General features: G+C 59.3%; 26 protein-coding genes. 10 read left to right on the forward strand and 16 right to left on the reverse strand.

Annotated elements, in window-relative coordinates:
* Positions 1-66: 66 nt before the first annotated feature.
* The 10 genes from JFT66_RS04270 to JFT66_RS04315 form a co-directional block, all read right to left on the reverse strand.
* Entirely contained in the window at positions 67-1,701 is a 1,635-nt protein-coding gene (locus JFT66_RS04270) for an ATP-binding cassette domain-containing protein (RefSeq protein WP_198858822.1), read from the reverse strand.
* Between the two features lie 124 nt (positions 1,702-1,825).
* Positions 1,826-2,875, reverse strand: a complete 1,050-nt coding sequence (locus JFT66_RS04275) for a DNA topoisomerase IB (RefSeq protein WP_198858823.1) — start codon at positions 2,873-2,875, stop codon at positions 1,826-1,828.
* A gap of 74 nt (positions 2,876-2,949) precedes the next feature.
* The gene (gene modC / locus JFT66_RS04280) at positions 2,950-4,029 is read right to left on the reverse strand and encodes a molybdenum ABC transporter ATP-binding protein (RefSeq protein WP_198858824.1); all 1,080 of its coding nucleotides are present in this window, start codon (positions 4,027-4,029) and stop codon (positions 2,950-2,952) included.
* Between the two features lie 5 nt (positions 4,030-4,034).
* On the reverse strand, positions 4,035-4,715 hold the full coding sequence (modB, locus tag JFT66_RS04285; RefSeq protein ID WP_198858825.1) for a molybdate ABC transporter permease subunit: 681 nt from the start codon (positions 4,713-4,715) through the stop codon (positions 4,035-4,037).
* Entirely contained in the window at positions 4,716-5,468 is a 753-nt protein-coding gene (modA, locus tag JFT66_RS04290; RefSeq protein ID WP_198858826.1) for a molybdate ABC transporter substrate-binding protein, read from the reverse strand.
* A gap of 111 nt (positions 5,469-5,579) precedes the next feature.
* Positions 5,580-6,644 (reverse strand): NAD(P)H-dependent flavin oxidoreductase, encoded by a 1,065-nt coding sequence (locus JFT66_RS04295; RefSeq protein WP_198858827.1) that lies wholly within the window; start codon positions 6,642-6,644, stop codon positions 5,580-5,582.
* 112 nt (positions 6,645-6,756) lie between these two features.
* Positions 6,757-7,803: a bifunctional DNA-binding transcriptional regulator/O6-methylguanine-DNA methyltransferase Ada gene (gene ada / locus JFT66_RS04300; protein ID WP_198858828.1), complete on the reverse strand. Its 1,047-nt coding sequence runs from the start codon at positions 7,801-7,803 to the stop codon at positions 6,757-6,759.
* Positions 7,804-7,878: 75 nt separating this feature from the next.
* Positions 7,879-8,544, reverse strand: coding sequence for a DNA oxidative demethylase AlkB (gene alkB, locus JFT66_RS04305; RefSeq protein WP_198858829.1), 666 nt, complete (start codon positions 8,542-8,544; stop codon positions 7,879-7,881).
* A 3-nt stretch (positions 8,545-8,547) separates the two neighbouring features.
* The gene (locus JFT66_RS04310) at positions 8,548-8,715 is read right to left on the reverse strand and encodes a hypothetical protein (RefSeq protein ID WP_198858830.1); all 168 of its coding nucleotides are present in this window, start codon (positions 8,713-8,715) and stop codon (positions 8,548-8,550) included.
* Positions 8,716-8,741: 26 nt separating this feature from the next.
* Positions 8,742-9,044: a DUF1883 domain-containing protein gene (locus JFT66_RS04315; RefSeq protein ID WP_034119651.1), complete on the reverse strand. Its 303-nt coding sequence runs from the start codon at positions 9,042-9,044 to the stop codon at positions 8,742-8,744.
* Between the two features lie 213 nt (positions 9,045-9,257).
* Here JFT66_RS04315 and JFT66_RS04320 point away from each other — a divergent pair, with 213 nt between their 5' ends.
* Together JFT66_RS04320 and JFT66_RS04325 are read left to right on the forward strand one after the other, a co-directional pair.
* The gene (locus tag JFT66_RS04320) at positions 9,258-9,608 is read left to right on the forward strand and encodes a hypothetical protein (RefSeq protein WP_034119649.1); all 351 of its coding nucleotides are present in this window, start codon (positions 9,258-9,260) and stop codon (positions 9,606-9,608) included.
* 182 nt (positions 9,609-9,790) lie between these two features.
* A complete protein-coding gene (locus JFT66_RS04325) occupies positions 9,791-10,021 on the forward strand; it encodes a hypothetical protein (RefSeq protein ID WP_034119648.1) in 231 nt (76 codons plus the stop codon).
* A gap of 9 nt (positions 10,022-10,030) precedes the next feature.
* On the opposite strand, the gene JFT66_RS04330 is transcribed toward JFT66_RS04325, so the two are convergent.
* Both JFT66_RS04330 and JFT66_RS04335 read right to left on the reverse strand, forming a co-directional pair.
* The gene (locus JFT66_RS04330; RefSeq protein ID WP_034119647.1) at positions 10,031-10,312 is read right to left on the reverse strand and encodes a hypothetical protein; all 282 of its coding nucleotides are present in this window, start codon (positions 10,310-10,312) and stop codon (positions 10,031-10,033) included.
* 145 nt (positions 10,313-10,457) lie between these two features.
* Positions 10,458-10,643 (reverse strand): hypothetical protein, encoded by a 186-nt coding sequence (locus tag JFT66_RS04335; RefSeq protein WP_034119646.1) that lies wholly within the window; start codon positions 10,641-10,643, stop codon positions 10,458-10,460.
* Between the two features lie 309 nt (positions 10,644-10,952).
* Between JFT66_RS04335 and galU the strand changes: the two genes are divergently transcribed.
* Together galU and gorA are read left to right on the forward strand one after the other, a co-directional pair.
* Positions 10,953-11,792, forward strand: coding sequence for a UTP--glucose-1-phosphate uridylyltransferase GalU (galU, locus tag JFT66_RS04340; RefSeq protein WP_003173830.1), 840 nt, complete (start codon positions 10,953-10,955; stop codon positions 11,790-11,792).
* A 105-nt stretch (positions 11,793-11,897) separates the two neighbouring features.
* On the forward strand, positions 11,898-13,256 hold the full coding sequence (gorA, locus tag JFT66_RS04345; RefSeq protein ID WP_034119645.1) for a glutathione-disulfide reductase: 1,359 nt from the start codon (positions 11,898-11,900) through the stop codon (positions 13,254-13,256).
* Here gorA and JFT66_RS04350 read toward each other — a convergent pair whose 3' ends face one another.
* Complete coding sequence (locus JFT66_RS04350) at positions 13,257-14,264, reverse strand: DNA-binding protein (RefSeq protein ID WP_198858831.1); 1,008 nt, start codon at positions 14,262-14,264, stop codon at positions 13,257-13,259.
* A 169-nt stretch (positions 14,265-14,433) separates the two neighbouring features.
* Between JFT66_RS04350 and JFT66_RS04355 the strand changes: the two genes are divergently transcribed.
* The 3 genes from JFT66_RS04355 to ahpF all read left to right on the forward strand — a co-directional run bounded on the left by JFT66_RS04355 (position 14,434) and on the right by ahpF (position 17,759).
* On the forward strand, positions 14,434-15,366 hold the full coding sequence (locus JFT66_RS04355) for a site-specific integrase (RefSeq protein WP_034119643.1): 933 nt from the start codon (positions 14,434-14,436) through the stop codon (positions 15,364-15,366).
* Positions 15,367-15,499: 133 nt separating this feature from the next.
* A complete protein-coding gene (gene ahpC / locus JFT66_RS04360; RefSeq protein WP_034119642.1) occupies positions 15,500-16,063 on the forward strand; it encodes an alkyl hydroperoxide reductase subunit C in 564 nt (187 codons plus the stop codon).
* A gap of 130 nt (positions 16,064-16,193) precedes the next feature.
* Complete coding sequence (ahpF, locus tag JFT66_RS04365; protein WP_198858832.1) at positions 16,194-17,759, forward strand: alkyl hydroperoxide reductase subunit F; 1,566 nt, start codon at positions 16,194-16,196, stop codon at positions 17,757-17,759.
* Between the two features lie 66 nt (positions 17,760-17,825).
* On the opposite strand, the gene gloA is transcribed toward ahpF, so the two are convergent.
* Entirely contained in the window at positions 17,826-18,347 is a 522-nt protein-coding gene (gene gloA, locus JFT66_RS04370) for a lactoylglutathione lyase (RefSeq protein ID WP_034119640.1), read from the reverse strand.
* Between the two features lie 177 nt (positions 18,348-18,524).
* On the opposite strand from gloA, the gene JFT66_RS04375 reads away from it, so the two are divergent.
* Positions 18,525-19,061, forward strand: a complete 537-nt coding sequence (locus tag JFT66_RS04375) for a DUF4946 domain-containing protein (RefSeq protein ID WP_153839740.1) — start codon at positions 18,525-18,527, stop codon at positions 19,059-19,061.
* 112 nt (positions 19,062-19,173) lie between these two features.
* Here JFT66_RS04375 and JFT66_RS04380 read toward each other — a convergent pair whose 3' ends face one another.
* Both JFT66_RS04380 and JFT66_RS04385 read right to left on the reverse strand, forming a co-directional pair.
* Positions 19,174-19,539: a histone-like nucleoid-structuring protein, MvaT/MvaU family gene (locus JFT66_RS04380; protein ID WP_034119638.1), complete on the reverse strand. Its 366-nt coding sequence runs from the start codon at positions 19,537-19,539 to the stop codon at positions 19,174-19,176.
* Between the two features lie 196 nt (positions 19,540-19,735).
* A complete protein-coding gene (locus tag JFT66_RS04385) occupies positions 19,736-21,277 on the reverse strand; it encodes an EAL domain-containing protein (RefSeq protein ID WP_153839676.1) in 1,542 nt (513 codons plus the stop codon).
* A gap of 291 nt (positions 21,278-21,568) precedes the next feature.
* Here JFT66_RS04385 and JFT66_RS04390 point away from each other — a divergent pair, with 291 nt between their 5' ends.
* Both JFT66_RS04390 and JFT66_RS04395 read left to right on the forward strand, forming a co-directional pair.
* Positions 21,569-22,129 carry a fimbrial protein gene (locus JFT66_RS04390; protein ID WP_034119636.1) on the forward strand — a complete coding sequence of 187 codons (561 nt, stop codon included), beginning with the start codon at positions 21,569-21,571 and terminating at the stop codon, positions 22,127-22,129.
* Between the two features lie 59 nt (positions 22,130-22,188).
* Positions 22,189-22,971: a fimbrial biogenesis chaperone gene (locus JFT66_RS04395; protein WP_153871938.1), complete on the forward strand. Its 783-nt coding sequence runs from the start codon at positions 22,189-22,191 to the stop codon at positions 22,969-22,971.
* Positions 22,972-23,003 lie beyond the last annotated feature (32 nt).

Consider the following 23,003-nt stretch of genomic DNA (forward strand, 5'->3'; position numbering starts at 1 on the left):
GCCGGTTTCCTCGATGAGATTATCCGGCCACTACCGTAGGACGCTTTGCGTGGGCGCGCAATGACCTCAGGCATGCTCCAGTTGCCAGCCGGTGCTGTACCACGTCAAAAGATGAGTCGGCTCGAGCGCCTGTAGAAACGCCTCGTCGTGGGAAACCGCCAGCATTGCGCCGCTGAAGCCTTTCAATGCCTGTTCAAAGGCGAGCACCGATTCCAGGTCCAGGTGATTGGTGGGTTCATCCAACAGCAGTAACTGCGCGGGTATCTTCCGCCAAAGGGCAACGGCCATCGCCGCTTTCAGACGCTCGCCGCCGCTGAGTTGCCCCATCGGTTGTGTGACCCGCAAGGCATCCAGTTGCAGCAAGGCCAGGCGCGTACGCAGTTCGGCTTCGGCCAGCGGGGTGTCGAGCCGGTTGAGTTGCACGATGATGCTATGCCGGTCGTCCAGCAGCGCCAGGTGCTGATCGAGATAGGCGCCGGGCACCGCCACCGTGCACCCGCCACTCACGGCCTGCCATTGACCTGCGAGCAACTTGAGCAAGGTGGACTTACCGCAACCGTTGGGCCCGCGCACGGCGACACGCGCAGGCCCCGCCAGGTTGATCGTCAGATAGCTTGCGGGCGCCAGCGGATCGAGCCAGGGCAGTTGCGCACGCTCCAGGGCCAGTACTTGCCGGCCATTGGGTACTGCCGAGGCTGGCAAGGCGAGCAGGGTGGGCGTTTCATCCACCACACGCTCGTAGGCGTGGCGCACCTTTGCATCGAGTTGGTTTTTGTGCTCGTGGTGAGCACTGCGCACCGTGCTGACGATCTCCGTAGCGGCGCCTTTCCAGCGCGCTTTGGTAAAGCGGTCGACGTTGGCAGTCTCGGCGTGTTTGCGCGAGCGTGCGGCGTTGCGCTGCAGGCTGTCATGGTCTTTTTGCAGGCGCCGACGCTCACGGCTACGTGTCTGGCGCGCATGCTCCCAGGCGGCGATGGCGGCCAGCTGTTGCGTCTCCCGTTGCTGGCGATAGGCGTCGTAATTGCCGCCGTAGACCTCTACGCCAAGAGGCGACAATTCGATGATGCGCCCCATGGCATTGAGTAACTGCCGATCATGGCTGACCATCACCAGGCCGCCGCGCCAATCGCCCAGCACACGGAGCAGCCAAGCGCGCCCGGCACTGTCGAGGTGGTTGCTGGGCTCGTCCAGAATCAGCAACTGCGGCGCCGCCAGCAACGCACCGATCACTGCGACCCTGGCCAATTGGCCGCCGCTGAGCTGATCGGCCTGTGTGTTGGCGTTGACAGTTGGCAAACCCGCCGCATCCAGTGCCAGGCGCAAGCGCTCGGCCAGGTCCCAGCGATCGTCGATCAGTTCCAGGTCACCGACTTGCGCTTGACCTTGGGCCATACGCTCGAGCGCGGCCAGGGCGGGGGCGGTAGCGGTGATATGGGCAACCGTTTCTCCCGCTTGGACCCTCAACGCCTGGGGCACATAGGCGACGTTGGCGGGTGTTTTCAAGGTGCCGGAGGAGGGCAGCAGTAGTCCGGCCATCAATTTCGCCAGGATACTTTTGCCACGCCCATTGCGCCCGACAATGCCGGTGGGGGTGTGATCAATGGATAGGTTCAGGTCCTCCAGCAAGGTTTCGCCATTGGCGAACTGGAAAGACACGTGTTGCAGGGAAACAAGCGCGGGCAGCCGGTTGACGTCAGTCATCAGCACCTCCAAAAAAATGTCGAACAGGCCAACAAGCGCGCCAGGCGGCTCGTTGCAGATACATTTTGGAAGGCTTAGTTGTTCACGTCGGCGGTCATCCCGTGAGTCAGAAGGGACGCAGAGGCTAACCCACCTTGGCTTTATGCGGCAAGTCTTCGGCCAATTTTTCCAGGAACATCGCCAGGGCCACTTCCTCGGCTTTCAGGCCTTTGCGCACCCGCGGCTTGGGCAGCTTCGACAACTCACCGAGGCTGAAATGCTCAAGCACCGCAGGGTGGATATAGCACTTGCGACACACAGCCGGCGTATTGCCCAACTGCCGGGAGACGTCCTTGACCATCGCCACCACATGCCGCTTGGCGTCGGACTCCGGCTGCCACGCCAACTCACGCAATACCGCCAATGCCATCGCCGTGCCGGCCCAGGTGCGGTAGTCCTTGGCGGTAAAGTCTTCGCCGGTCAGCTCGTGCAGGTAGGCGTTGACGTCTTGGGAACTGACGGTATGCCGCTCGCCATCTTCATCCAGGTACTGGAACAGGTTCTGCCCAGGCAGCTCCATGCAGCGCTTGACCACCCTGGCCAGGCGCCGATCCTTGACGCTGATTTGATGCTCGACCCCGCTCTTGCCACGGAACTGGAACTGGATTTCGCTGCCCTTGATGTCCACATGCCGATTGCGCAGGGTGGTCAGACCGTAGGATTTATTCTCGCGGGCGTACTGGGTATTGCCGACGCGGATCAGGGTGGCGTCGAGCAACATCACCACGGTCGCCAGCACCTTTTCGCGAGTAAACCCCGGCTCGGCGATTTGCGCTTCCAGCTGTTTGCGCAATTTGGGCAACGCAGTGCCGAAGGCCTGCAACCGCGAGTACTTGTCGCTGTCACGTACTTCGCGCCAGCGTGAGTGGTAGCGGTATTGCTTGCGGCCACGGGCATCGCGGCCGGTGGCTTGCAGATGGCCGCGAGGGTCGGCGCAGATCCACACATCGGTGTAGGCGGGCGGCACCGCCAGGGCGTTCAGGCGTTTGATTTCATCGGCATCGGTGATGCGTTCACCTTTTGCATCCAGGTACTGGAACTTGCCCCGCAGCTTTTTGCGGCGGATGCCAGGCTGGGTATCGTCAACGTAATGCAGGTCGCGGGGCAGGTCGGCGGGCAGCGAAGAGTCAGGCATGGTGCGGGTTCCTAGGCAACAAATCAGGCCGGTATGTCTGATTGACCGCAGCCTCTGGCGGTCGTGCCAATTGGTTACGCCAGCACTGCCACCGCCTTGATTTGCGCCCACAACGCTTGGCCCGGATGCACGTGCAACTGGTCCCGGGAGAAACGTGTGATGCGTGCCAGCAATGGCGTGCCGCCTGCGTCCAGGCGCACCAGCACATGGGCACTGTTGTCCGCGGCAATGTCCTGGGTGACGGTCACCGGCAGCCTGTTGAGGATGCTGCTGTGTTCCTCCGCCTGCTGGCTGAGGCTTACATCCCGTGCCTGGACCTTGACCCGCAGCTGTTTACCCACCGCCAGCGGCGCATGGGCCACGCGGATCTGCAACGGACAGTCGGGTAGTTGCAAGGTCAGCAACTGATAGTGCGCGTCATAGGCAATCACGCTGCCGGTGATCACCACGCCGGCATCGTCGCCGAGGGCCAGTGGCAGGTCGAGGCGCGCCAGGGTTTCGCCGATGGGCCCACTGGCCAGCGCCTTGCCGTCGCTGAGCAAGACGATATGGTCGGCCAGCCGCGCGACCTCATCCTGGGCATGGCTGACGTACAGCACCGGGATATCCAGTTCGTCGTGCAGGCGTTCCAGGTAAGGCAGGATCTCGCTTTTGCGTTTGCTGTCCAGGGCCGCCAGCGGTTCATCCATCAACAGCAACCTGGGGCTGGTGAGCAGGGCGCGGGCGATGCCGATGCGTTGGCGTTCGCCACCGGACAGGTGTTGCGGGTGACGCTCAAGCAGGTGGCCGATGCCCAGCAGTTCGGTGGCCTGGGCCATGTCCACACGCCGTTGCTGGCGTGGAATGCGCTTGAGGCCGAACTCCAGATTGGCACGCACCGACAGATGGGGAAACAGGCTGGCCTCCTGGAACACATACCCCAAGGCGCGTTTATGCGCTGGCACAAACAGGCCTTTCTGGCTGTCCTGCCAGACCTTATCGTTGATTTTTACAAAACCCTCGGCGGCGTGCTCCAAACCGGCGATACAACGCAGGCAGGTGGTCTTGCCGGAGCCGGAATGCCCGTAGAGAGCGGTCACGCCACGGCCGGGCAATTGCAGGTCTACATCCAGCGCGAAGGCGGTGTACTTCAGGTGCAGGCGTACATCCATCATCGCGATCAGCTCCAGCCCATCTTGGTTTTACGGCTGGAATACAGCGCCAGCAACACGAGGAACGCGAACACCACCATGGAGCCGGCCAGCCAATGGGCCTGGGCATATTCCATGGCTTCGACGTGGTCATAGATCTGCACTGAGACCACACGGGTCTTGTCCGGGATATTGCCGCCGATCATCAGCACCACGCCGAACTCGCCGACGGTATGGGCAAAGCCAAGAATCGACGCGGTGATAAACCCCGGGCGCGCCAGGGGCAGGATCACCGTGAAAAACGTGTCCCAAGGGTTGGCGCGCAAAGTCGCGGCCACCTCCAGCGGGCGTGTGCCGATGGCGCAGAAGGCATTCTGCAACGGCTGCACCACGAACGGCATGGAGTAGATCACCGAGCCGATCACCAGCCCGGCGAAACTGAAGGTCAGGGTGCCCAGGCCCAGCCACTGGGTGAACTGGCCGAAGTAACCGTTGGGCCCCATGGTCAACAGCAGGTAGAAACCTATGACCGTTGGCGGCAGCACCAACGGTAATGCGACCACTGCACCAACGGGGCCGCGCCACCACGAGGTGGTGCGCGACAGCCACAGGGCAATCGGAGTGCCGATGAGCAACAGGATCACGGTGGTCAGTGACGCCAGCTTGATGGTCAACCAGATCGCGGAAAAATCAGCACTCGATAGGGGCATTTACAGCTCGTAACCGTAGGATTTGATAACCGCAGCAGCTTTCGGCCCTTTCAGGTAGTCAACCAGGGCCTTGGCGGCGGCGCTGTCTTTGCCCTTATTGAGGATCACGGCGTCCTGTTTGATCGGGTCATGCATCGATGCTGGAACAATCCACGCCGAACCGCTGGTGACTTTGCCGTCTTTATAGATCTGCGACAAGGCAACAAAGCCCAACTCGGCATTGCCGGTGGACACGAACTGATAGGCCTGGGTGATGTTCTGCCCCTCGACGAGCTTGTCCCTGACCTGCTCGGTCAAACCTTCCTTGGCCAGCACTTGGGTGGCGGCCAGGCCGTAAGGTGCGGCTTTGGGGTTGGCGATAGACAGGTGCTTGAACTGGTTTTGCTTCAGCACGTCACCCTTGGCGTCCACGTAGCCTTCCTTCGCCGACCACAGCGCCAGGGTGCCGACGGCGTAAGTGAAGCGTGAACCCTTGACGGTATCGCCTTCGGTCTCGAGTTTTTGCGGGGTGGTGTCATCGGCGCCGAGGAATACTTCGAACGGCGCGCCGTTCTTGATCTGGGTGTAGAACTGCCCGGTTGCGCCGTACGCTGCAACCAGCTTGTGGCCAGTGTCTTTCTCGAAGTCGGCGGCAATCGCCTGGATCGGTGCGGTGAAGTTGGCGGCCACCGCCACCTGTACTTCATCGGCATGGGCCGACCCCAAGGCAAAGATGGCAAACAGGGGGGCCAGGCGTGAGACGCGGGTCATCATGAAGCAACTCCTTGGGGATGTACGGTGTGTTCAATTAGAAGGCTTAACCGCTATGTATAGGAATATATAGCGGTTGGCCATTGCCGGTACAGAGCAAAGTTGTCCCTGACGTCAGTTACGCGTCAGCCTGGCCAATGCCTGCTCGGCCAATTCGCGGGTCAGCTCATAAGTGGACAAGTCTTTGCCCAGGCACAGGGCCTGGCCCGCCCACAGGTTACTGAAGCCTGCTTCATCCTTGGCCTTGAGCGGTATCAATGCACCACCGGCTGTGGGGAACGCCGGGGCGGCCAGGTTGATCGCGCCGAGCTCAAGCATCACGCGGTTGACGATGCCCCGGGCCGGGCGCCCGGTGAACAGGTTGGTCAGTGCGGTTTCGCTGGCCTGGGCATGGCGCAGCGCGTGGTGATGGGCGGCGGTCACGCTGGCTTCGGGAGTGAACAGGTACGCCGTGCCAATCTGCACCGCCGAGGCGCCCAGGGCCATGGCCGCGACGATACCGCGCGCATCGCCGATGCCGCCTGCGGCAATCACCGGCACGCTGACCGCATCGACAATCTGCGGCACCAGGGCCATCAAACCGATCTGGCTGTTGAGGTCGTCGCTGAGAAACAGGCCTCGGTGCCCACCGGCTTCAATGCCCATGGCGATAATCGCGTCGCAGCCGTGCTCTTCCAGCCAGAGCGCTTCCTCGACAGTGGTGGCCGATGACAGCACCTTGGCGCCGGTGGCTTTTACCCGGTCCAGCAAGGATTTTTTCGGCAGGCCGAAGTGAAAGCTCACGACCTCCGGCCGGAAGTCTTCAACCACTTGGCAAGCTGCGTCGTTGAACGGTGCGCGATTCGACACAGGCGTCGGCGCGTCAAAATCGGCACCCAGTTCACGGTAGTAGGGTTGCAGCAAATCCTTCCAGCGGCGGTCCCGTTCTTCATCGGCTTCGGGCGGCTGATGACAGAAGAAGTTCACATTCAGGGGCCGTGTACTGGCCTGGCGGATTAAAGACAAGGCATCGCGCAGTTGCTCGATACTCAACGCGGCGGCAGGCATTGAGCCGAGTGCGCCGGCCTGATGGGCGGCGATGACCATGGCGGTGGTCGTCGCGCCGGCCATCGGGGCCTGGATGATCGGCACATCAATGCCCAGCAGGTCGAGAATACGGGTGTCTGGCCAGGTGCTCATGGGGTGCGTCTCCAGCGTTAGTAAGGCATTTCGCTGTTTTAGCAGGGCCCTTGGCAGCCGGCCAGTCTGTTTTATTCACTGGACGACAGGGGTGTTTTGTGGGGCTCGGGTTTCAGCGCTGCGTTTCGCGCTCCAGCAACTGACGCTTGCGCTCGACCCCCCAACGGTAACCCGACAGCTCCCCATTGCTGCGCACCACGCGATGGCAGGGAATCGCCACCGCCAGGTGATTGGCGCCACAGGCCTGGGCCACGGCGCGAAAGGATTTGGGTGCACCGATACGCTCGGCTATCTGCGCATAGCTGGCGGTGCTGCCCACCGGGATTTCGCGCAATGCCTGCCACACTCGCTCTTGAAAGGCTGTGCCGCGCAAGTCCAGGGGCAAATCCAGGCCCAGGGCAGGGGCTTCGACAAACCCCACGACTTGGGCGACCAATTGCTCGAAACCCTGGTCCGCGCCGACAAGTTCGGCCTTGGGGAACTGATCTTGCAGGTCGCGCACCAGTGTGTCCGGATCATCCCCGAGCAAGATTGCACACACGCCAGTTTGGCTCTGCGCCACCAGGATCGCTCCCAGCGAACATTGGCCCACAGCAAAGCGAATGGTGTTATTGGCGCCGCCGCCTTTGTAATCACGGGGCTTCATGCCGAGCAATTGATCAGCGGCTTCATAGAAGCGGCTGTTGGAGTTGAAGCCGGCGTCATACAGCGTGTCGGTCACCGAATGCTGGCCCTTGAGGCCATCGCGGACTTTGCGCGAACGCAGGGCGCTGGCGTAACCCTTGGGCGTCAGGCCGGTGCTGGCTTTGAACACGCGATGGAAGTGGAATGGACTCAACCCCGCCTGGCGGGCTAGCGCTTGCAGGCTCGGTGGCGTTTCGGCCAGTTCGATCTGCCGGCAGGCGTCGGCGACTAACTGCGCATGCTGGGCAGCCAGTTGGGTCTGGTCGCCGGCCGCACGTTTGCTGGGACGATAACCTGCGGCCTCCGCTTGCGCCGGGGTGTCGAAGAATTCGATATTTTCCGGGCGCGGTAAACGCGAGGCGCTGCTGGGCCGGCAATACACGCCAGTGGTTTTCACGCCATAGACAAACAGCGCGTCTGCCTTGGCATCGCGGGTGATGATGGCGGCCCAGCGCGGATCGTGTTCGTTGTTCATGGCCTGCACTCTTGACGGTTCACGGGCAGATTAACCGCGCCGGTCACGTACAACACTCCGAAGCTTGCGGTCAAATTAGCCAGCCGTGCGAAAGGTCAGGTTGATGCGTTGCGGGCCCATGACGGGATGCACGCCGTCCTTGATCGGCATCACCCCATGAAAACGCAGGCGATCAACGCCGCCCCAGACCACCACATCGCCATGGAACAGCGAGACCTTTTGCGTTTTGTCACTGCGCTCATGGCCACCGAACAGGAAAACCGCCGGCAGGCCCAGGGACACCGAGACCACGGGCGCGCTGTAGCAGCGCTCGTTCTTGTCCTGGTGCAGGGACATCTTTGCCCCCGGCACATAACGGTTGATCAGGCAGGCGTCGGGCGAAAAGCCGCTGAAGCCGGCCTCGGTTGCCGCCGCCACGGCCAGTTGGCGCAACGTGTCGGGCATGGCCGGCCAGGGTTGCTGGTTGCGTGGGTCGAGAGGGCTGTAGCGATAGCCGCGGCTGTCGGTGGTCCAGCCCAACTCGCCGCAACTGCTGAGCGCTGCCGACATGGTGAAGCCGCCGGGCGTGACCATCTGCCGAAACGGTGATTGGGCCAGGATACGCCGCAGCTCGGGCTGCAACCGCTCAATCCAGGGCAGGGCGTAGCCCCTTAGCACGTAGGACTCTTCACCAATCTGCTCGCGCCCGGCCGGCTGTTGCAGGGCATCCTCGGCGAACAGATCGGCGGTAGGCCCTGACATGGCTTACAGCGCCTTGCTCACGTTGATGTCGGTGATTTCGTCACTGGCATCATGAATTTTCGCCAGCGCTTGCTTGGCTTCTTCGACGCTGTTGGTTTCCAGCTGGGCAAATTCAAAGCGGCGTTCGCCGTTGAGTTTGTACTTGATGACGTATTTGGTCGTAGGGCTCACTGCTTTTTTCCTGTCAGGTGTTCGGGTCAGCTCAGCTTGGTGCTGGTGCGACGAACGATGCGGATCTTGTGGGACAGCGCCGGCTTGCGCGTCACGCTGATAGCGCGACGGGTCACCACATCCAGGGTGATGTTCCAGAACCCGGTGCTGGGTGCGGTGATCTTGGCCGGGAATTGATCGAATGCGCCACCGTGGTAGGTATGGCGGCCGCCATTTTTGAAGCTGCGAAAGTTCGCATCGCTCATCAGGCGAATGTTGCAGGTTTGCGAGCACTCGATGACAACAATGTCGCCCTCGTTGAGGTGCTCACGCTGGTGGATGAATTTCATGGGGGTGTCTCCAGAAGGGCTTTTTCTGAAAAATCAGAACGATACGTAGGTTAATATGGAGTTTATCAGCCCCAGCGCGTTTATTATCGGGCCGTCGTCGACGACTTCGACAATTTAAAACAGTTATTTACCGTGTTATCAGAGATAAATCCTACGTTGGTGGGAGAAAATTACCATCCCCGCTGTCGTAGGGTCTTTATCGGAGGTTTTAGTATGAAGTGGAGTGTGTTGGTGCTGGCCTTGGCAATAGGTGGGTGTGCTTCGGTTGCAGATATCAAGCAGACCCCGCCAACATTGGTGGTCATCTCAGGGAAGAAGCCGCAGGAATATGCGGCGTGTGTTGTGCGCAAATTGGAGGCAACCCGTCGGCCGCCGCAGATCGAGCCCCATAAAGACGGTTTTCAGGTGATTGTGCCGCAGAAATTCTCGGCAGACCCGTCGGCGATCTTCGAAATCGAAGACCGCTCCAGCGGTAGTAGCATCAAGCTCTATGAGAGCATGTCCAATGTACCGATCCGGCCCGGTGACGTGAAGAAAGCCGGGGAAGACTGCATTTCCGGCTGAGCCCAGGTTCGTCCCACGCACTGCCCCGATAAAAAAGCCCCCATCCTGGAGGATGGGGGCTTTTTTGGTTGTGTGGTCGTGCTGAACGGGCAGGGCATCCGTTAAACTGTCGGGCATTCACTGCAAAGATGCCGCTCAAACCTTGGGTTCGAGCGGCATTTGTCCTTTCTGGAAAGCCCGTTATGAAACGAGAACACGTCAAAGCCCGTCATGCTGAAGGTCAGATTTCGGCGACCCATGTCATCCAGAACCCCGCGGATCTGGGCGAATGGATCGTTTTTTTCAAGAAAAGCGGTGGGCGCAGTTACTTCCTGGTCGATGATCAGGATGAGGTCGAATCATTCCCGCACCTGGATGACCTGATAGAGATCCTGCGGGGCCTGGGTATCAAGTTTGCCGAAGTACACCTGTAGCGCCACGGCTTACTTGCACACCACCACCACGCTGCGACCTTTGAAGTTGCCCACATCCTGGCCCAGGGTCTTGTCGCTTTCCTTGAGGGCAGGCGTGCCATTGGTACCGACGATGCGGTAACCGGTGCCCGCGCAGGAGGCATCGGCTTTTTCGTAGCAACTGGCCCATGAATTGGCCTCGCCCGAACAGTCGATGGTCAAGCCCTGCTCGCCATTTTTCAGGAAGGTGTCGGAGGTGGTGGTGCAGCCAGCCAGCGCCAGTACGGCAGTCAGTGCCAGGAGTTTGTTCATGTTGGGGTCGTCGTCAAGGGTATTGGAGGGGCACGCTGACACTGTCGTGGGGCGTTTGTTGAAGATTATAGCGAACTGCCATCTAGGTACAGGCAAACACAAAAAAGCCCCTTGTATCGGGGCTTCATGCGCAGGGCCATGTGCCTTACTTGCCCTTGGGCCGTTTGCTCGACGCATGGCCCGCTTCATCTACAAAAACCTCGGCTACCGCGATCGCCAATTGCTCGGTTGGGAATGTCCCGGCGACGCTGTCGCCGTGGAAGTTGATCAGGTGCCAGCCGTCTGCTCGTTGCGTGATCAGGTAGCCGTTTACGCCTTTTGGTTCTGACATCTATTAACAATCTCGTGGTCTGGTTCAAGCCGTCAATGATAGCGCCAAATGGTACTGGGGCGTGCAAGTTGTTGCAGGTTAGTGCCGGACTCGGAAAAGCGTGCTAAAACGGTTTGGACCCTTTTAAACAAGGTATCAAGCTTTGTATCGGTTGGCCGTCGGTGCCGCCCTTTGTAGGATCAGCGGAACTTACGCCGACATTTTTTCTCTATGTTGCTATCGCAACGCCAGCAGGACCCATTGTAAGGTGACTGCGGCCTGATTAGACTGCGCCGAATTCCGTACGCACAGCCCTTTGTAAGGACTCATATGATCAAGAAATGCTTGTTCCCAGCAGCCGGTTACGGCACTCGCTTCTTGCCAGCGACCAAAGCCATGCCCAAAGAGATGCTGCCGGTGGTGAACAAGCCACTGATCCAGTACGGCGTCGAAGAGGCCCTGGATGCCGGCTTGAACGAGATCTCCATCGTGACCGGTCGTGGTAAGCGCGCGCTGGAAGACCACTTCGACATCAGCTACGAGCTGGAAAACCAGATCAAGGGCACCGACAAGGAAAAGTACCTGGTCGGCATCCGTAAATTGCTCGACGAGTGCTCGTTCTCCTACACCCGCCAGACCCAGATGAAGGGCCTTGGCCACGCCATCCTTACCGGGCGCCCGCTGATCGGTGACGAGCCGTTCGCTGTAGTCCTGGCCGATGACTTGTGTGTGAACCTGGAAGGCGACGGCGTACTGACCCAGATGGTCAAGCTTTACCAGAAATACCGCTGCACCATCGTTGCGGTCATGGAAGTCAACCCAACCGAAACCAATAAGTACGGTGTCATCGCCGGTGACGATATTGGCGACGGCCTGATCCGCGTACGCGACATGGTCGAGAAGCCAGCGCCGGAAGACGCGCCGTCGAACCTGGCGATCATCGGTCGCTACATCCTGACCCCGGACATCTTCAAGCTGATCGAAGAAACCGAGCCAGGCAAGGGCGGTGAAATCCAGATCACCGACGCCCTGTTGAAGCAGGCCAAAGACGGTTGCGTGATTGCCTACAAGTTCAAAGGCCAGCGTTTTGACTGTGGTGGCGCCGAAGGCTACATCGAGGCAACCAACTTCTGCTACGAGCACTTCTACAAGACTGGCAAGGCTTACTGATTCACGCTTGCCTGCCTGTTTCAAGAGAAAGCCACCTCCGGGTGGCTTTTTCGTTTTTCAGCCCCATGTAAGTCGGTATGCTGGCGTCCTGCCGAGGAGAATGAAATGGCCTACGATTTTGACCTGTATGTAATTGGCGCCGGTTCCGGCGGCGTTCGCGCGGCGCGCTTTGCCGCGGGCTTTGGTGCCAAGGTGGCCGTGGCGGAGAGCCGCTATCTGGGCGGCACCTGTGTGAACGTCGGCTGCGTGCCGAAGAAGCTGTTGGTGTACGGCGCGCATTTTGCCGAGGATTTCGAACAGGCCAGCGGTTTCGGCTGGTCCTTGGGTGAGGCGAACTTTGATTGGGCGACCCTGATTGCCAACAAGGACCGCGAGATCAATCGCCTCAATGGCATCTATCGCAACCTGCTGGTCAACAGCGGCGTAACCCTGCATGAGGGGCATGCACGTCTGGTTGACGCGCATCAGGTAGAGATCAACGGTGAGCGTTTTACCGCCAGGCACATCCTGATCGCCACGGGTGGCTGGCCGCAGATTCCTGAAATTCCAGGGCGTGAGCACGCCATTGGTTCCAATGAGGCGTTCTTCCTGAAAGAGCTGCCTAAACGTGTACTGGTGGTGGGTGGTGGTTACATTGCAGTTGAGTTTGCCGGCATCTTCCACGGCCTGGGTGCGCAGACTTCCCTGCTATATCGCGGCGATTTGTTCTTGCGCGGGTTTGATGGCTCGGTGCGCAAACATTTACAGGAAGAACTGACCAAGCGCGGCCTGGACCTGCAGTTCAATGCCGACATCGAGCGTATCGACAAGCAGGCCGATGGCAGCCTCAAGGCAACCTTGAAGGATGGTCGCGTGCTGGAAGCCGACTGCGTGTTCTATGCCACTGGCCGGCGCCCGATGCTGGATAACCTGGGCCTGGAAAACACTGGCGTCGAACTGGATGAGCGCGGTTTTGTCGCGGTAGATGATCTTTACCAGACCGCCGAGCCCTCAATCCTGGCGATTGGCGATGTGATTGGTCGTGTGCAACTGACGCCGGTTGCCCTGGCTGAAGGCATGGCCGTGGCGCGGCGCCTGTTCAAACCCGAGCAATACCGTGCGGTGGATTACACCAACATCGCGACGGCGGTATTCAGCCTGCCGAATATCGGCACGGTTGGCTTGACGGAAGAAGAGGCGCGCAAGAAAGGGCACAACGTGCAGATTTTTGAAAGCCGTTTCCGGCCGATGAAGCTGACCCTGACCGACTGTCAGGAAAAGACCCTGATGAAGCTGGTGGTGGATGCCGACACTGACAAAGTGCTGGGTTGCCATATGGTCGGCCCGGACGCCGGTGAAATCGTGCAAGGCCTGGCGATCGCGCTCAAGGCGGGCGCGACCAAGCAGCATTTCGACGAGACCATTGGCGTGCATCCTACGGCGGCGGAAGAATTCGTCACCATGCGCACGCCTGTGGCCGACTGATCAGGCCTGCTCCGTTGCCTCTGGCGCCGTTGCAACGACGGCTGCCAGGCGCAACGCTTCGATACTGCTCTGGGCCTTGACCAGTTCCAGTTCAAGCGCCTTGTTGTGCTGCTGGTGTTCAAGTAATGCCTCCTGACGTGACTGGCTGTCCTGGACGGCCACCCGCAGGCGTTCCTGGAGCAAGGTGCGCTCACTGTCGATCCGACTGAACTGTTCGTTCAGCTTGAGTTGTGCGGCCTGATCCTTGCGGACCTGTTCTTGCAGCGCATTCAGTTCCTTGGCCGTGACTCGCTGCTCAATCAACAGGCGTTCATTATCCCGATGCAGCTGGGTGATCTCATCCTGGCGTACCAATGCGCTTTGCTGGGCCTGGCGCAGCTCAGCCTGCACCTGTTGCAACTGGCCTTCATGGCGTCGCTGTTCCTGCTCACGCTGCTCCTTGATTGCATTGCGGTAATGCTCAAGGGCATCGCGGGCGTGCAGGTGCTTTTCTTCCAGGGAGCGAATCTGCTCGTCCTTGTCGCTGATCCTCAGCTCGTAATCGCTGCACGCCTGGCTTAGCCCGGCGTTACGGGTTTGCTCAGTCTGCAGGCTGGTGCTGGCGGTTTGCAGGGCGGCGCTTTCATCTGCGAGGGCGGCGGCCTGGATATCAAATTGCTGCTTGAGTTGATGGTGCGCCTCTTCAAGGGCTTCAACCTGGGCGAGCAGGGCGGCTTTGTGTTGCTCGAAGTGCGCCAGTGCCAGATCAATGGGCTCCTGGGCTTTCTCTTTCAGGCGCTGGGCCAGGCGTGCGACCAGTTCGCCAAGCTCGTCATCAATCGGCGCTTGAGTGATCGTCAACCGGGTTTCGCTCTCGTCCAGCTCCTTTAAGTAGCGATGAATCGTGGTTTTCGAGCCGGTATTGCCCATTTCGATGCGCACGGCATCGATGCTGGGGTTTTCGCCACGAGCGAGGATCGCCAGGCGTGCCGTTTGGACTACTGCTTTGTTTATGCCGCCGCGAGCCATGGGGTCTCCGTCGATTTAGTACTGTGGTACATGGTATGTATATACGTACTATATCACGGATAAAAACTCGTTGAAATTCATGATTTAACAGATGGGATATTGGCGTATTATCCCGTGTCATAGCGGTTTTCAGCGCCAATCCAACTATCAGCGGTACGAAAAGCCCCCCATGAGCGACCTGGATCGATATCTCAACGCCGCCACCCGCGACAACACGCGCCGCAGTTACCGTGCGGCCATCGAGCACTTCGAAGTGAGTTGGGGAGGGTTCCTGCCTGCGACCAGCGACAGCGTTGCGCGTTACCTGGTGGCACATGCCGGGGTGTTGGCAGTGAACACGTTGAAGCTACGGCTCTCGGCCCTGGCGCAGTGGCATACCAGCCAAGGGTTTGCCGACCCGACCAAGGCGCCGGTGGTGCGCAAGGTGCTCAAGGGCATTCGTGCCGTACACCCGGTACGTGAAAAGCAAGCCGAACCCTTGCAGCTCAAGCAATTGGAACAGGTGATCAGCGCTCTTGAGGTTGAAGCAAAACACGCCATCGAGCACCAGGACCAGCCCCGATTGCTGCGCGCCAAGCGCGACACTGCGCTGATCCTGCTGGGCTTCTGGCGAGGGTTTCGCAGTGATGAACTTTGCCGATTAAGTATCGAGCATGTCCAAGCCGTGCCCGGGGCGGGCATCAGCCTGTATTTGCCGCGTAGCAAAAGTGACCGGGACAACCTCGGCAAGACCTACCAGACGCCGGCACTGCTGCGCCTGTGCCCGGTGCAGGCCTACAGCGAATGGCTCAGCGCCTCGGCCCTGGTGCGCGGCCCGGTCTTCCGCGGGATCGACCGCTGGGGCCACCTGGGCGAGGAGGGGTTGCACCCCAATAGCGTGATTCCGTTATTGCGCCAGGCCCTTGAGCGCGCAGGTATCCCCGCCGAGCTATACACCAGCCATTCCCTGCGTCGAGGTTTCGCCACCTGGGCTCATCGCAGTGGCTGGGATCTGAAGTCGCTGATGAGTTACGTCGGCTGGAGCGACATGAAATCCGCCATGCGCTATGTTGAAGCAACGCCGTTTCTCGGCATGACCCTGGCGACCCAACCGCTGATTTGAGATTTCTTCTATTAATACAGTCACCTGATAGGGAAAACCAATCGTCAGCATCAGGTTTGCCAATGAGCCATCGACCGAGAGAGCCGGTAGGATTTACCCCATCAACTTCTTAACCCCTGACGGAGAGTCAACGATGCCTATCATCAACAGCCAAGTAAAACCGTTTAAAGCGACCGCTTTCAAAAACGGCAGCTTCGTCGATGTGTCCGACGCTGACCTGAAAGGCAAGTGGTCGGTCGTGTTTTTCTACCCAGCCGACTTCACCTTCGTTTGCCCAACCGAACTGGAAGACCTGGCTGACAACTACGCCGAATTCCAGAAACTGGGCGTCGAAATCTACAGCGTTTCCACCGACACCCATTTCGCCCACGCTGCCTGGCACAACACTTCGCCAGCCATCGGCAAAATCCAGTACACCATGATTGGCGACCCAACCCTGACCATCTCCCGCAACTTCGACGTGCTGATCGAAGAAGCTGGCCTGGCAGACCGCGGTACTTTCGTGATCAACCCAGAAGGTCAGATCAAGATCGTTGAACTGAACGACGGTGGTGTTGGCCGCGACGCTTCCGAGCTGCTGCGCAAGATCAAGGCCGCTCAGTACGTCGCTGCCCACCCAGGCGAAGTGTGCCCAGCCAAGTGGAAAGAAGGCGAGGCCACCCTGGCTCCGTCCCTGGACCTGGTCGGCAAGATCTAAGTCTGTGAAGACCTATCAAGGGCGGGAATCCGCACTTAAGTAAGCTGCATCCGCCCTCAAAACGCCCGGGCGAGATTCGCTCGGGCGTTTTTTTGTCTGCAATAAACCGAATGAATAGGAAATCGCCCGTATGTTGGACGCCAATCTTAAAGCTCAGTTGAAGTCATACCTGGAACGGGTCACCCAGCCGATCGAGATCGTCGCCTCCCTCGACGACGGCGCGAAATCCCAGGAAATGCTCGCCCTTTTGCAGGACGTAACCAGCCTCACCACGCTGATTACCCTGAAAACCGATGGCGATGATGCGCGCATGCCATCGTTCTCCATCAACCGCCCGGGTGCCGATATCAGCTTGCGTTTCGCCGGCATCCCTATGGGCCATGAATTCACTTCGTTGGTGTTGGCCCTGCTGCAAGTCGGTGGCCACCCCTCGAAGGCCAGTGTCGAAGTGATTGAACAGATTCGCGCCCTCAAAGGCGAGTTCAGCTTCGAGACGTATTTTTCGCTGTCATGCCAGAACTGCCCGGACGTGGTCCAGGCGCTGAACCTGATGGCTGTGCTGAACCCGAACATCCGCCACGTCGCCATCGACGGCGCTCTGTTCCAGGCCGAAGTCGACGAGCGCCAGGTCATGGCCGTGCCGAGTGTCTACTTGAACGGCGTGAACTTCGGCCAGGGCCGCATGGGCCTGGAAGAAATCCTCGCCAAGCTCGACACCAGCGGTAGCGAGAAAGCTGCCGAAAAAATCAGTGCCAAAGAGGCGTTCGACGTATTGGTTGTCGGCGGCGGCCCAGCCGGTTCTTCGGCTGCCATCTACGCAGCCCGTAAAGGTATCCGTACCGGTGTGGCGGCTGAACGTTTTGGTGGCCAGGTGCTTGATACCATGTCCATCGAGAACTTTATCTCGGTACAGGAAACCGAAGGGCCGAAACTGGCCAGCGCGCTGGAAGCGCATGTGCGCCAGTACGATGTGGACATCATGAACCTGCAGCGCGCCAGTAGCCTGATCCCGGCGAAAAACCCCGGTGAATTGCACGAGATTCGCTTCGAAAGCGGTGCGACCCTCAAGTCCAAGACCGTGATCCTGGCCACTGGCGCCCGCTGGAGAGAGATGGGCGTACCCGGTGAGCAGGAATACAAGGCCAAGGGCGTGTGCTTCTGCCCGCACTGCGATGGCCCGTTGTTCAAGGGCAAGCGTGTGGCGGTGATCGGCGGCGGTAACTCCGGCGTGGAAGCGGCCATCGACCTGGCCGGCATCGTCAGTCACGTCACCTTGCTCGAGTTCGACAGCAAGTTGCGCGCCGATGCGGTGTTGCAGCGCAAGCTCTACAGCCTGCCGAACGTGGATGTGATTACCAGCGCGCTGACCAGCGAAGTCAAAGGCGATGGCCAGAAAGTCACCGGCCTTGCTTACAAAGACCGCGACAGTGGCGAGTTCAAGACCATCGAGCTGGAAGGTATCTTTGTTCAGATCGGTTTGCTGCCCAACACCGATTGGCTCAAAGGCACGGTAGAGTTGACCCCGCGCGGCGAGATTATCGTCGATGCCCGTGGCGAGACCTCATTGCCAGGCGTGTTTGCTGCCGGTGACGTCACTACTGTGCCTTACAAGCAGATTGTGATTGCGGTGGGTGAGGGCGCAAAAGCCTCGCTGAGTGCCTTTGATCACCTGATTCGTACTTCGGCTCCGGCATAACCTGGCCGCTGGAAACCAAAAAGCCCCGTGAGTGATCATGGGGCTTTTTTCGTTCTTGCTGTGCGCTTACATCGGTGCTGGCTGGATGATCTCGACCCAGTAAGCATCCGGATCCTTGATGAAGGCCAGGCTCTTCATGCGGCCATCCGTCAGGCGCTTCTGGAAATCACAGCCCAAGGCTTCGAAACGCTCGCACGCAGCGACAATATCTGGCACCGAGATGCAGATGTGACCAAAGCCACGCGGGTCGGTGTTGCCATTGTGGTAGGCAAAGTCGGCATCGTTTTCGGTGCCATGGTTGTGGGTCAGTTCCAGAATGCCAGGGATCGACTTCATCCACTGGGTGCGCTCGGCGGCGTCGGCCGGGATCTGGGCCTTGTCCACCAAGGCGAGGAAGTACAGGCTGAACTCGGCTTCCGGGAAGTCGCGTTTTTCAACCAGGGAGAAGCCCAGGACGCGGGTGTAGAAATCCAGCGACTTGGTGATGTCCTTGACCCGCAGCATGGTGTGGTTGAACACGAAGTTCGAGGTTGCGGTGTCAGGTTGGGCAGTGACGCCCGGGAAGGTGTTCAGTTCGTGCAGGCTCATGGGCCCTCCAGAAAAAATGGGGCAAAGCGGTCCCTTGGCGTGCGGCAGCCTCCTTGCAGCCGAGCCATGATACGCAAGGCCCGCCGCCTGCGCCAAATGAAAAAGCGCACAAGGCCCTTGCGAGCGTCAGGGGCTGGGCTGCAAACTTTGGCGCTTGAGCCTTGGGTATTTTTCGCAATGATCGAGTTTCGTAAACCGCTGTTGAGCGCCGTGTGCGTGTTGTTGTCCAGCCCGTTCGTGCTGGCCGCCGAGCCTGAGATCCACTGGCCGAGCGGCTGGCAGGTCGAGGAGATCGTGCCTGACGGCGAAACGCCCGCAAAACCGCAAGCGGTGTCGCGCCAGCGAGCGATCAAAAATGATGAAAATGGCGCAACCTTGATGGTGATGGAGTTAACCGGCACACCGATTGAAGCTGGACATAAAGTTAATCTTCCCGGCGTACTGCTGGAAATGCGCAAATCCATCCAGAAAGACTTTGCCCAAGGCGGTTATCAAAGTGTGTGCAGCAAGATGCACCCCACCACATTGAGCCGTCTTGACGCACTGGAAACTACATGTGTGATTACCGAGAATGGGCGGCATGTGCTGTCGCAAACATTAGTGGGGGCGGTGGATGTCGATAAAGCCTATGTATTTTCATACGCAGGCCAGGCGCAAGCTTACGAGGCGAGCAAGGATGAAGTCAGCTCGGTGCGCAACAGCCTGAAATTATAAGCGGATTAAGTTGAGCGAATCTGAACAAAATGAACTATTAGTTAAGTTCGCTTGCGAACCTGCAAACAAAAAGAGCCCCGCGATTGCGGGGCTCTTTTTGTTTGCGTGTAGATCAGCCGCGCAGCCAGGAGTCTACAGTGGCGGCGCCATACTCTTCTTTCCAGGCTTTCAGGCCGCGGTGGTTGCCGCCTTTGGTTTCGATCAGTTCGCCGGTGTGCGGGTTGTGGTAAACCTTGACCACGCGTGCACGCCGCTGTTTAGGTGCTGCGGCGATCGGGGCGCCCGCTTTACGTGGCGTCGGATCTAGAATGGAGATGACGTCGCGCAGGGTCTTGCCGTAGCTGTCCATCAGCTTCTTGAGTTTTTCTTCGAATTCGATTTCTTTCTTCAGGCCTGCGTCGTTCTTCAAGGATTCCAGCTGGGCAAGCTGCTCTTGAAGGGCTTTTTCTGCTGCACGAAATTCGGCGAGTCTGGACAAAATCTTTACTCCAATAATGTAGTTGCTGATATCAACTGCAGACAAAGCTATGAGCCAAGAGCGTGAAGGCTACTCAACAAAAATACCGCTCTGCGAGTTCTGCACAGGCAGGAAAAATTGTAGTAGTTAATGCATCTCGAGTAAATCATGTCTTCTGCCGGGAGTGCAATCTCTCATCCAAAGCAGTCGCGGCTATTCAACGGCTGCCCAGTGATTTAATGAATTCATCGCAGGGTAACGGTCGGCCGAACAGATAGCCTTGCAAGAAATCCACGCCTTGGGCTACGAGGTATTCACACTGTTCGGCTGTTTCTACACCTTCTGCAACAATGCCAAGGTCCAGTTTGGCCGACAGTTCTATGATGCTGTCAAGAATATGCCGTGACAACGCATCAACACCGATCATGGCGACAAAGCTTTGATCAATCTTCAAGTAGTCGACATTGAAGTTGCGCAAGTAACCCAGGCTGGAGTGGCCGGTACCGAAGTCATCAATCGCGATCATCACGCCCAGTTGATGCAGCGCGTCGAACAGGCTTCGGGTGGTCTCGGTGGGCTCGATCAGCTCGCGCTCAGTCAACTCCAGCACCAGGGTGACATGGCCTGGCGGGAAGGCGGCGAGGAATTCCCGGCAATCGGTCACCAGTTCGAGGTCCTGGCAGTGGCGTGCGGTGATATTCACGCCGACATGGAAGCCAGGGCTGAAGCGCTCGGTATGGGGCGCCAGTTGCGCGGCAGTCTGGCGCAGCAGGGCACGGGTCATCGGCACAATCAAGCCGGAGTCTTCGGCCAGGGGAATAAACAGGTCTGGGCGCACCAAGCCCTCTTTTGGATGTTTCCAGCGCATCAGCACTTCACAACCGGCCCACTGACGCGTGTCACCGCGCACTACAGGTTGGTAATACGGGATGAATTCGTTGGCACTCAACGCACGTTGCAACTCCTGGGTGGGCGCCGATGAGCGTTTTTGCAGCCAATGAGCCAGGACGCCGGCCAGCACACCAAAGAACACCACCAGGCTGAAGAGTGCTGGATAACGGGCCTGCATATACCGCCAGGTTTCACCCTCTGGCATGCCGGCGTCGACGCTGTAGTGATAACGCCCGGACGCCAGGTGATGATGGGCCACGGCAAATACTGGCACGGCGTTGTCATGCACTTTGCCGTTAGCGTCCAGCCAGTTAGGCCCCACTTGCAATATCAGGTAGGCGTAACGACTGATCAGGCGCAAGGCATTGGTCAGGTGGTAGCTGTCAACCGAGGCAAACGCGCCTTGGTCTCCCTCCACCAGCCGATACACCAGCAGTGCGGTATCGGGCGTGACGGGGTTGCCGTTCATCAACCACAGCGAACCGTCCACGTAGTCATCCGGGTTGACCGGGGATTGGTAATTGCCACCAAACAGCGAACTGCAATAAATGTTTTTCTGCCAGGACAGCGTAGTGGCGCGCACGAAAGGGCGGCGCGTGACCTGTTCGCGCAGCGCCAACTGCACCGCGTTATCACAGGGCTGGCCAGCCAGCGGAAGCAAGGCCCGGGCGGCGAGGGCAGTGTTGTCGAGCATCAAGTCAAACTGGCGCACCGCTTCCTGGGCTGTCTGTGCAGTGCTTTGTTCAAGGGTGCGCTGGGCTTGCCAATACAGAATCACAACCCCCAGCAGGACGGGCAGCATGCCGCTGATTGCACTGATGAAATAGCGTGCAACTCGGCTTCGTGGGCCTTTGGAGGTCAGGGGCATGGGCGCAGTCAATCGCAAAAAAAGAGTGGGGTATGCCGATGATAGATGGCATTGCACGGGGGCGCTCACTTGTTTGAAGCGGATTGACCTAGCCGTTCGGTCAGTTGTGGCGGGCACTTCAACTTGGCAACATAAACTTCGTTGCAAGAAGTAAGAGACTCAGGCGCACTCATCCCTACAGCCTCTTTCACAGCCACTGAGCCCAATTTTGGCGGGAAGGTTAAGTCTCGTCTTTCGATCAGTGAATGCTGGCTTGTAATTTTTTAATGATCTAACGAGGAAATATCAGCAATGAACAAAATCGCACTGGCCGTTGTATTTCTGGCGGCTACCGGCGTTGTCGCGCTACCCGCTCTAGCGGTAGACGGCACAATTACCGTGAGCGGCGAAATCAGCGGCACAACCTGCAGCATCAGCGGCGGCTCGGGCTCGACGCCTGGGGCCAGCCCGGACTTTGCGGTTCCACTGAGCAAGGTCCAGGTCAGCGCGCTCAAGTCAGCAGGCCAGACGGCCGGCGCAAAGCCCTTCTTCATCCAAGTGGGCGCTTGCCCGAAGGATACTGTCGTGGCCGTGTTGTATGAGAGCAGCAGCCCTGCAATCAACCCGGCTACCGGTAACTTGATCAACCGGGCACCGGCGACGCCGAAACCGGCCTCCTTCGTTGAAGTACAGATTGTGGACGGCGCCACCAACAAACCGATGGACCTTCGCCTGGGCCTGAATTCGAGCTCCGCCACCGTTCCCGCCAGCGGTGCGGTGACGTTGCCGTTTGCCGCCCAATACATCGCGACGGGAACCGCCACTCCAGGCCCGGTGAGTACGCAAGTGCTGTATTCCGTGACGTTCCCCTGATCGAGGCCAAGTGCCTGGCTGTTCGCTGGGCGCAGGACAACGCCTCGAAGGATAGGCCCATGCTCGCCCGAACAATGCTTTTGCCCCCCCTGCTAAGTGCGATGTTGAGCGGTATCGGGTTGTCATCCGCTGCCGTCGCCGGGGTTGTGATCGACGGCACGCGGCACATCTATCCGCAGCAGCGCCGTGAAATCACGCTACGCCTGACCAATGATGACCCGCGTGTTCCGCGGCTGGTCCAGGTGTGGTTGGACCAGGGCACCCCGGCGCAAGATCCGTCGCACAGCGATGTGCCTTTCAGCCTGGCACCGCCGGTGTTTCGCTTGGACCCAGGTAAAAGCCAGGTGGTGCGGTTGGTCTATACCCAGGACCCACTGCCGACCGATCGGGAGTCGTTGTTCTGGCTTAACGCCCTGGAGATTCCTCCCAAGGTCGATGCGGCGCCATACGGCTCGCAAGAGCACCAGTCGAATCACCTGCAGTTCGCCTTTCGTATCCGCACCAAGGTGTTCTTTCGCCCGGCCCAATTGCCGGGCACGGCGGACGAGGCACCTACCCAATTACGCTGGACCCTGCACCGGAGTGCCCAGGGGCCTTTACTGGAAGTGCATAACCCCTCGGCCTACCACGTGACGTTCAATGAGGTGGCGCTGGCCATGGGCCCGCAACCCGATGCGCGGCTGTTGCCGGCGGAAGCGGGCATGGTGCCCCCCGGTGGCAACTTGAAGCTGCCCGTGCGCGACATCGTGCAAGCGATCCCGGCGGACGCCCAGGTACATTTCAAATACATCAACGATTACGGCGCATTTTCCGTGCCGCAGCGTGCTCCCCTGAAGTACTGACCATGTTTGCCTTACTGCAATTATCGCTTCAT

This window comes from Pseudomonas sp. MF6755 (assembly GCF_016405635.1).
Taxonomy (GTDB): domain Bacteria; phylum Pseudomonadota; class Gammaproteobacteria; order Pseudomonadales; family Pseudomonadaceae; genus Aquipseudomonas; species Aquipseudomonas haemolytica.

Excerpts from the sequence above, each read along its gene's own strand:
- JFT66_RS04270 (WP_198858822.1), bottom strand. The coding sequence starts at position 1,701 with ATGACTGACGTCAACCGGCTGCCCGCGCTTGTTTCCCTGCAACACGTG.
- JFT66_RS04275 (WP_198858823.1), bottom strand. The coding sequence starts at position 2,875 with ATGCCTGACTCTTCGCTGCCCGCCGACCTGCCCCGCGACCTGCATTAC.
- modC (WP_198858824.1), bottom strand. The coding sequence starts at position 4,029 with ATGATGGATGTACGCCTGCACCTGAAGTACACCGCCTTCGCGCTGGAT.
- modB (WP_198858825.1), bottom strand. The coding sequence starts at position 4,715 with ATGCCCCTATCGAGTGCTGATTTTTCCGCGATCTGGTTGACCATCAAG.
- modA (WP_198858826.1), bottom strand. The coding sequence starts at position 5,468 with ATGATGACCCGCGTCTCACGCCTGGCCCCCCTGTTTGCCATCTTTGCC.
- JFT66_RS04295 (WP_198858827.1), bottom strand. The coding sequence starts at position 6,644 with ATGAGCACCTGGCCAGACACCCGTATTCTCGACCTGCTGGGCATTGAT.
- ada (WP_198858828.1), bottom strand. The coding sequence starts at position 7,803 with ATGAACAACGAACACGATCCGCGCTGGGCCGCCATCATCACCCGCGAT.
- alkB (WP_198858829.1), bottom strand. The coding sequence starts at position 8,544 with ATGTCAGGGCCTACCGCCGATCTGTTCGCCGAGGATGCCCTGCAACAG.
- JFT66_RS04315 (WP_034119651.1), bottom strand. The coding sequence starts at position 9,044 with ATGAAATTCATCCACCAGCGTGAGCACCTCAACGAGGGCGACATTGTT.
- JFT66_RS04320 (WP_034119649.1), top strand. The coding sequence starts at position 9,258 with ATGAAGTGGAGTGTGTTGGTGCTGGCCTTGGCAATAGGTGGGTGTGCT.
- JFT66_RS04325 (WP_034119648.1), top strand. The coding sequence starts at position 9,791 with ATGAAACGAGAACACGTCAAAGCCCGTCATGCTGAAGGTCAGATTTCG.
- JFT66_RS04330 (WP_034119647.1), bottom strand. The coding sequence starts at position 10,312 with ATGAACAAACTCCTGGCACTGACTGCCGTACTGGCGCTGGCTGGCTGC.
- JFT66_RS04335 (WP_034119646.1), bottom strand. The coding sequence starts at position 10,643 with ATGTCAGAACCAAAAGGCGTAAACGGCTACCTGATCACGCAACGAGCA.
- galU (WP_003173830.1), top strand. The coding sequence starts at position 10,953 with ATGATCAAGAAATGCTTGTTCCCAGCAGCCGGTTACGGCACTCGCTTC.
- gorA (WP_034119645.1), top strand. The coding sequence starts at position 11,898 with ATGGCCTACGATTTTGACCTGTATGTAATTGGCGCCGGTTCCGGCGGC.
- JFT66_RS04350 (WP_198858831.1), bottom strand. The coding sequence starts at position 14,264 with ATGGCTCGCGGCGGCATAAACAAAGCAGTAGTCCAAACGGCACGCCTG.
- JFT66_RS04355 (WP_034119643.1), top strand. The coding sequence starts at position 14,434 with ATGAGCGACCTGGATCGATATCTCAACGCCGCCACCCGCGACAACACG.
- ahpC (WP_034119642.1), top strand. The coding sequence starts at position 15,500 with ATGCCTATCATCAACAGCCAAGTAAAACCGTTTAAAGCGACCGCTTTC.
- ahpF (WP_198858832.1), top strand. The coding sequence starts at position 16,194 with ATGTTGGACGCCAATCTTAAAGCTCAGTTGAAGTCATACCTGGAACGG.
- gloA (WP_034119640.1), bottom strand. The coding sequence starts at position 18,347 with ATGAGCCTGCACGAACTGAACACCTTCCCGGGCGTCACTGCCCAACCT.
- JFT66_RS04375 (WP_153839740.1), top strand. The coding sequence starts at position 18,525 with ATGATCGAGTTTCGTAAACCGCTGTTGAGCGCCGTGTGCGTGTTGTTG.
- JFT66_RS04385 (WP_153839676.1), bottom strand. The coding sequence starts at position 21,277 with ATGCCCCTGACCTCCAAAGGCCCACGAAGCCGAGTTGCACGCTATTTC.
- JFT66_RS04390 (WP_034119636.1), top strand. The coding sequence starts at position 21,569 with ATGAACAAAATCGCACTGGCCGTTGTATTTCTGGCGGCTACCGGCGTT.
- JFT66_RS04395 (WP_153871938.1), top strand. The coding sequence starts at position 22,189 with ATGCTCGCCCGAACAATGCTTTTGCCCCCCCTGCTAAGTGCGATGTTG.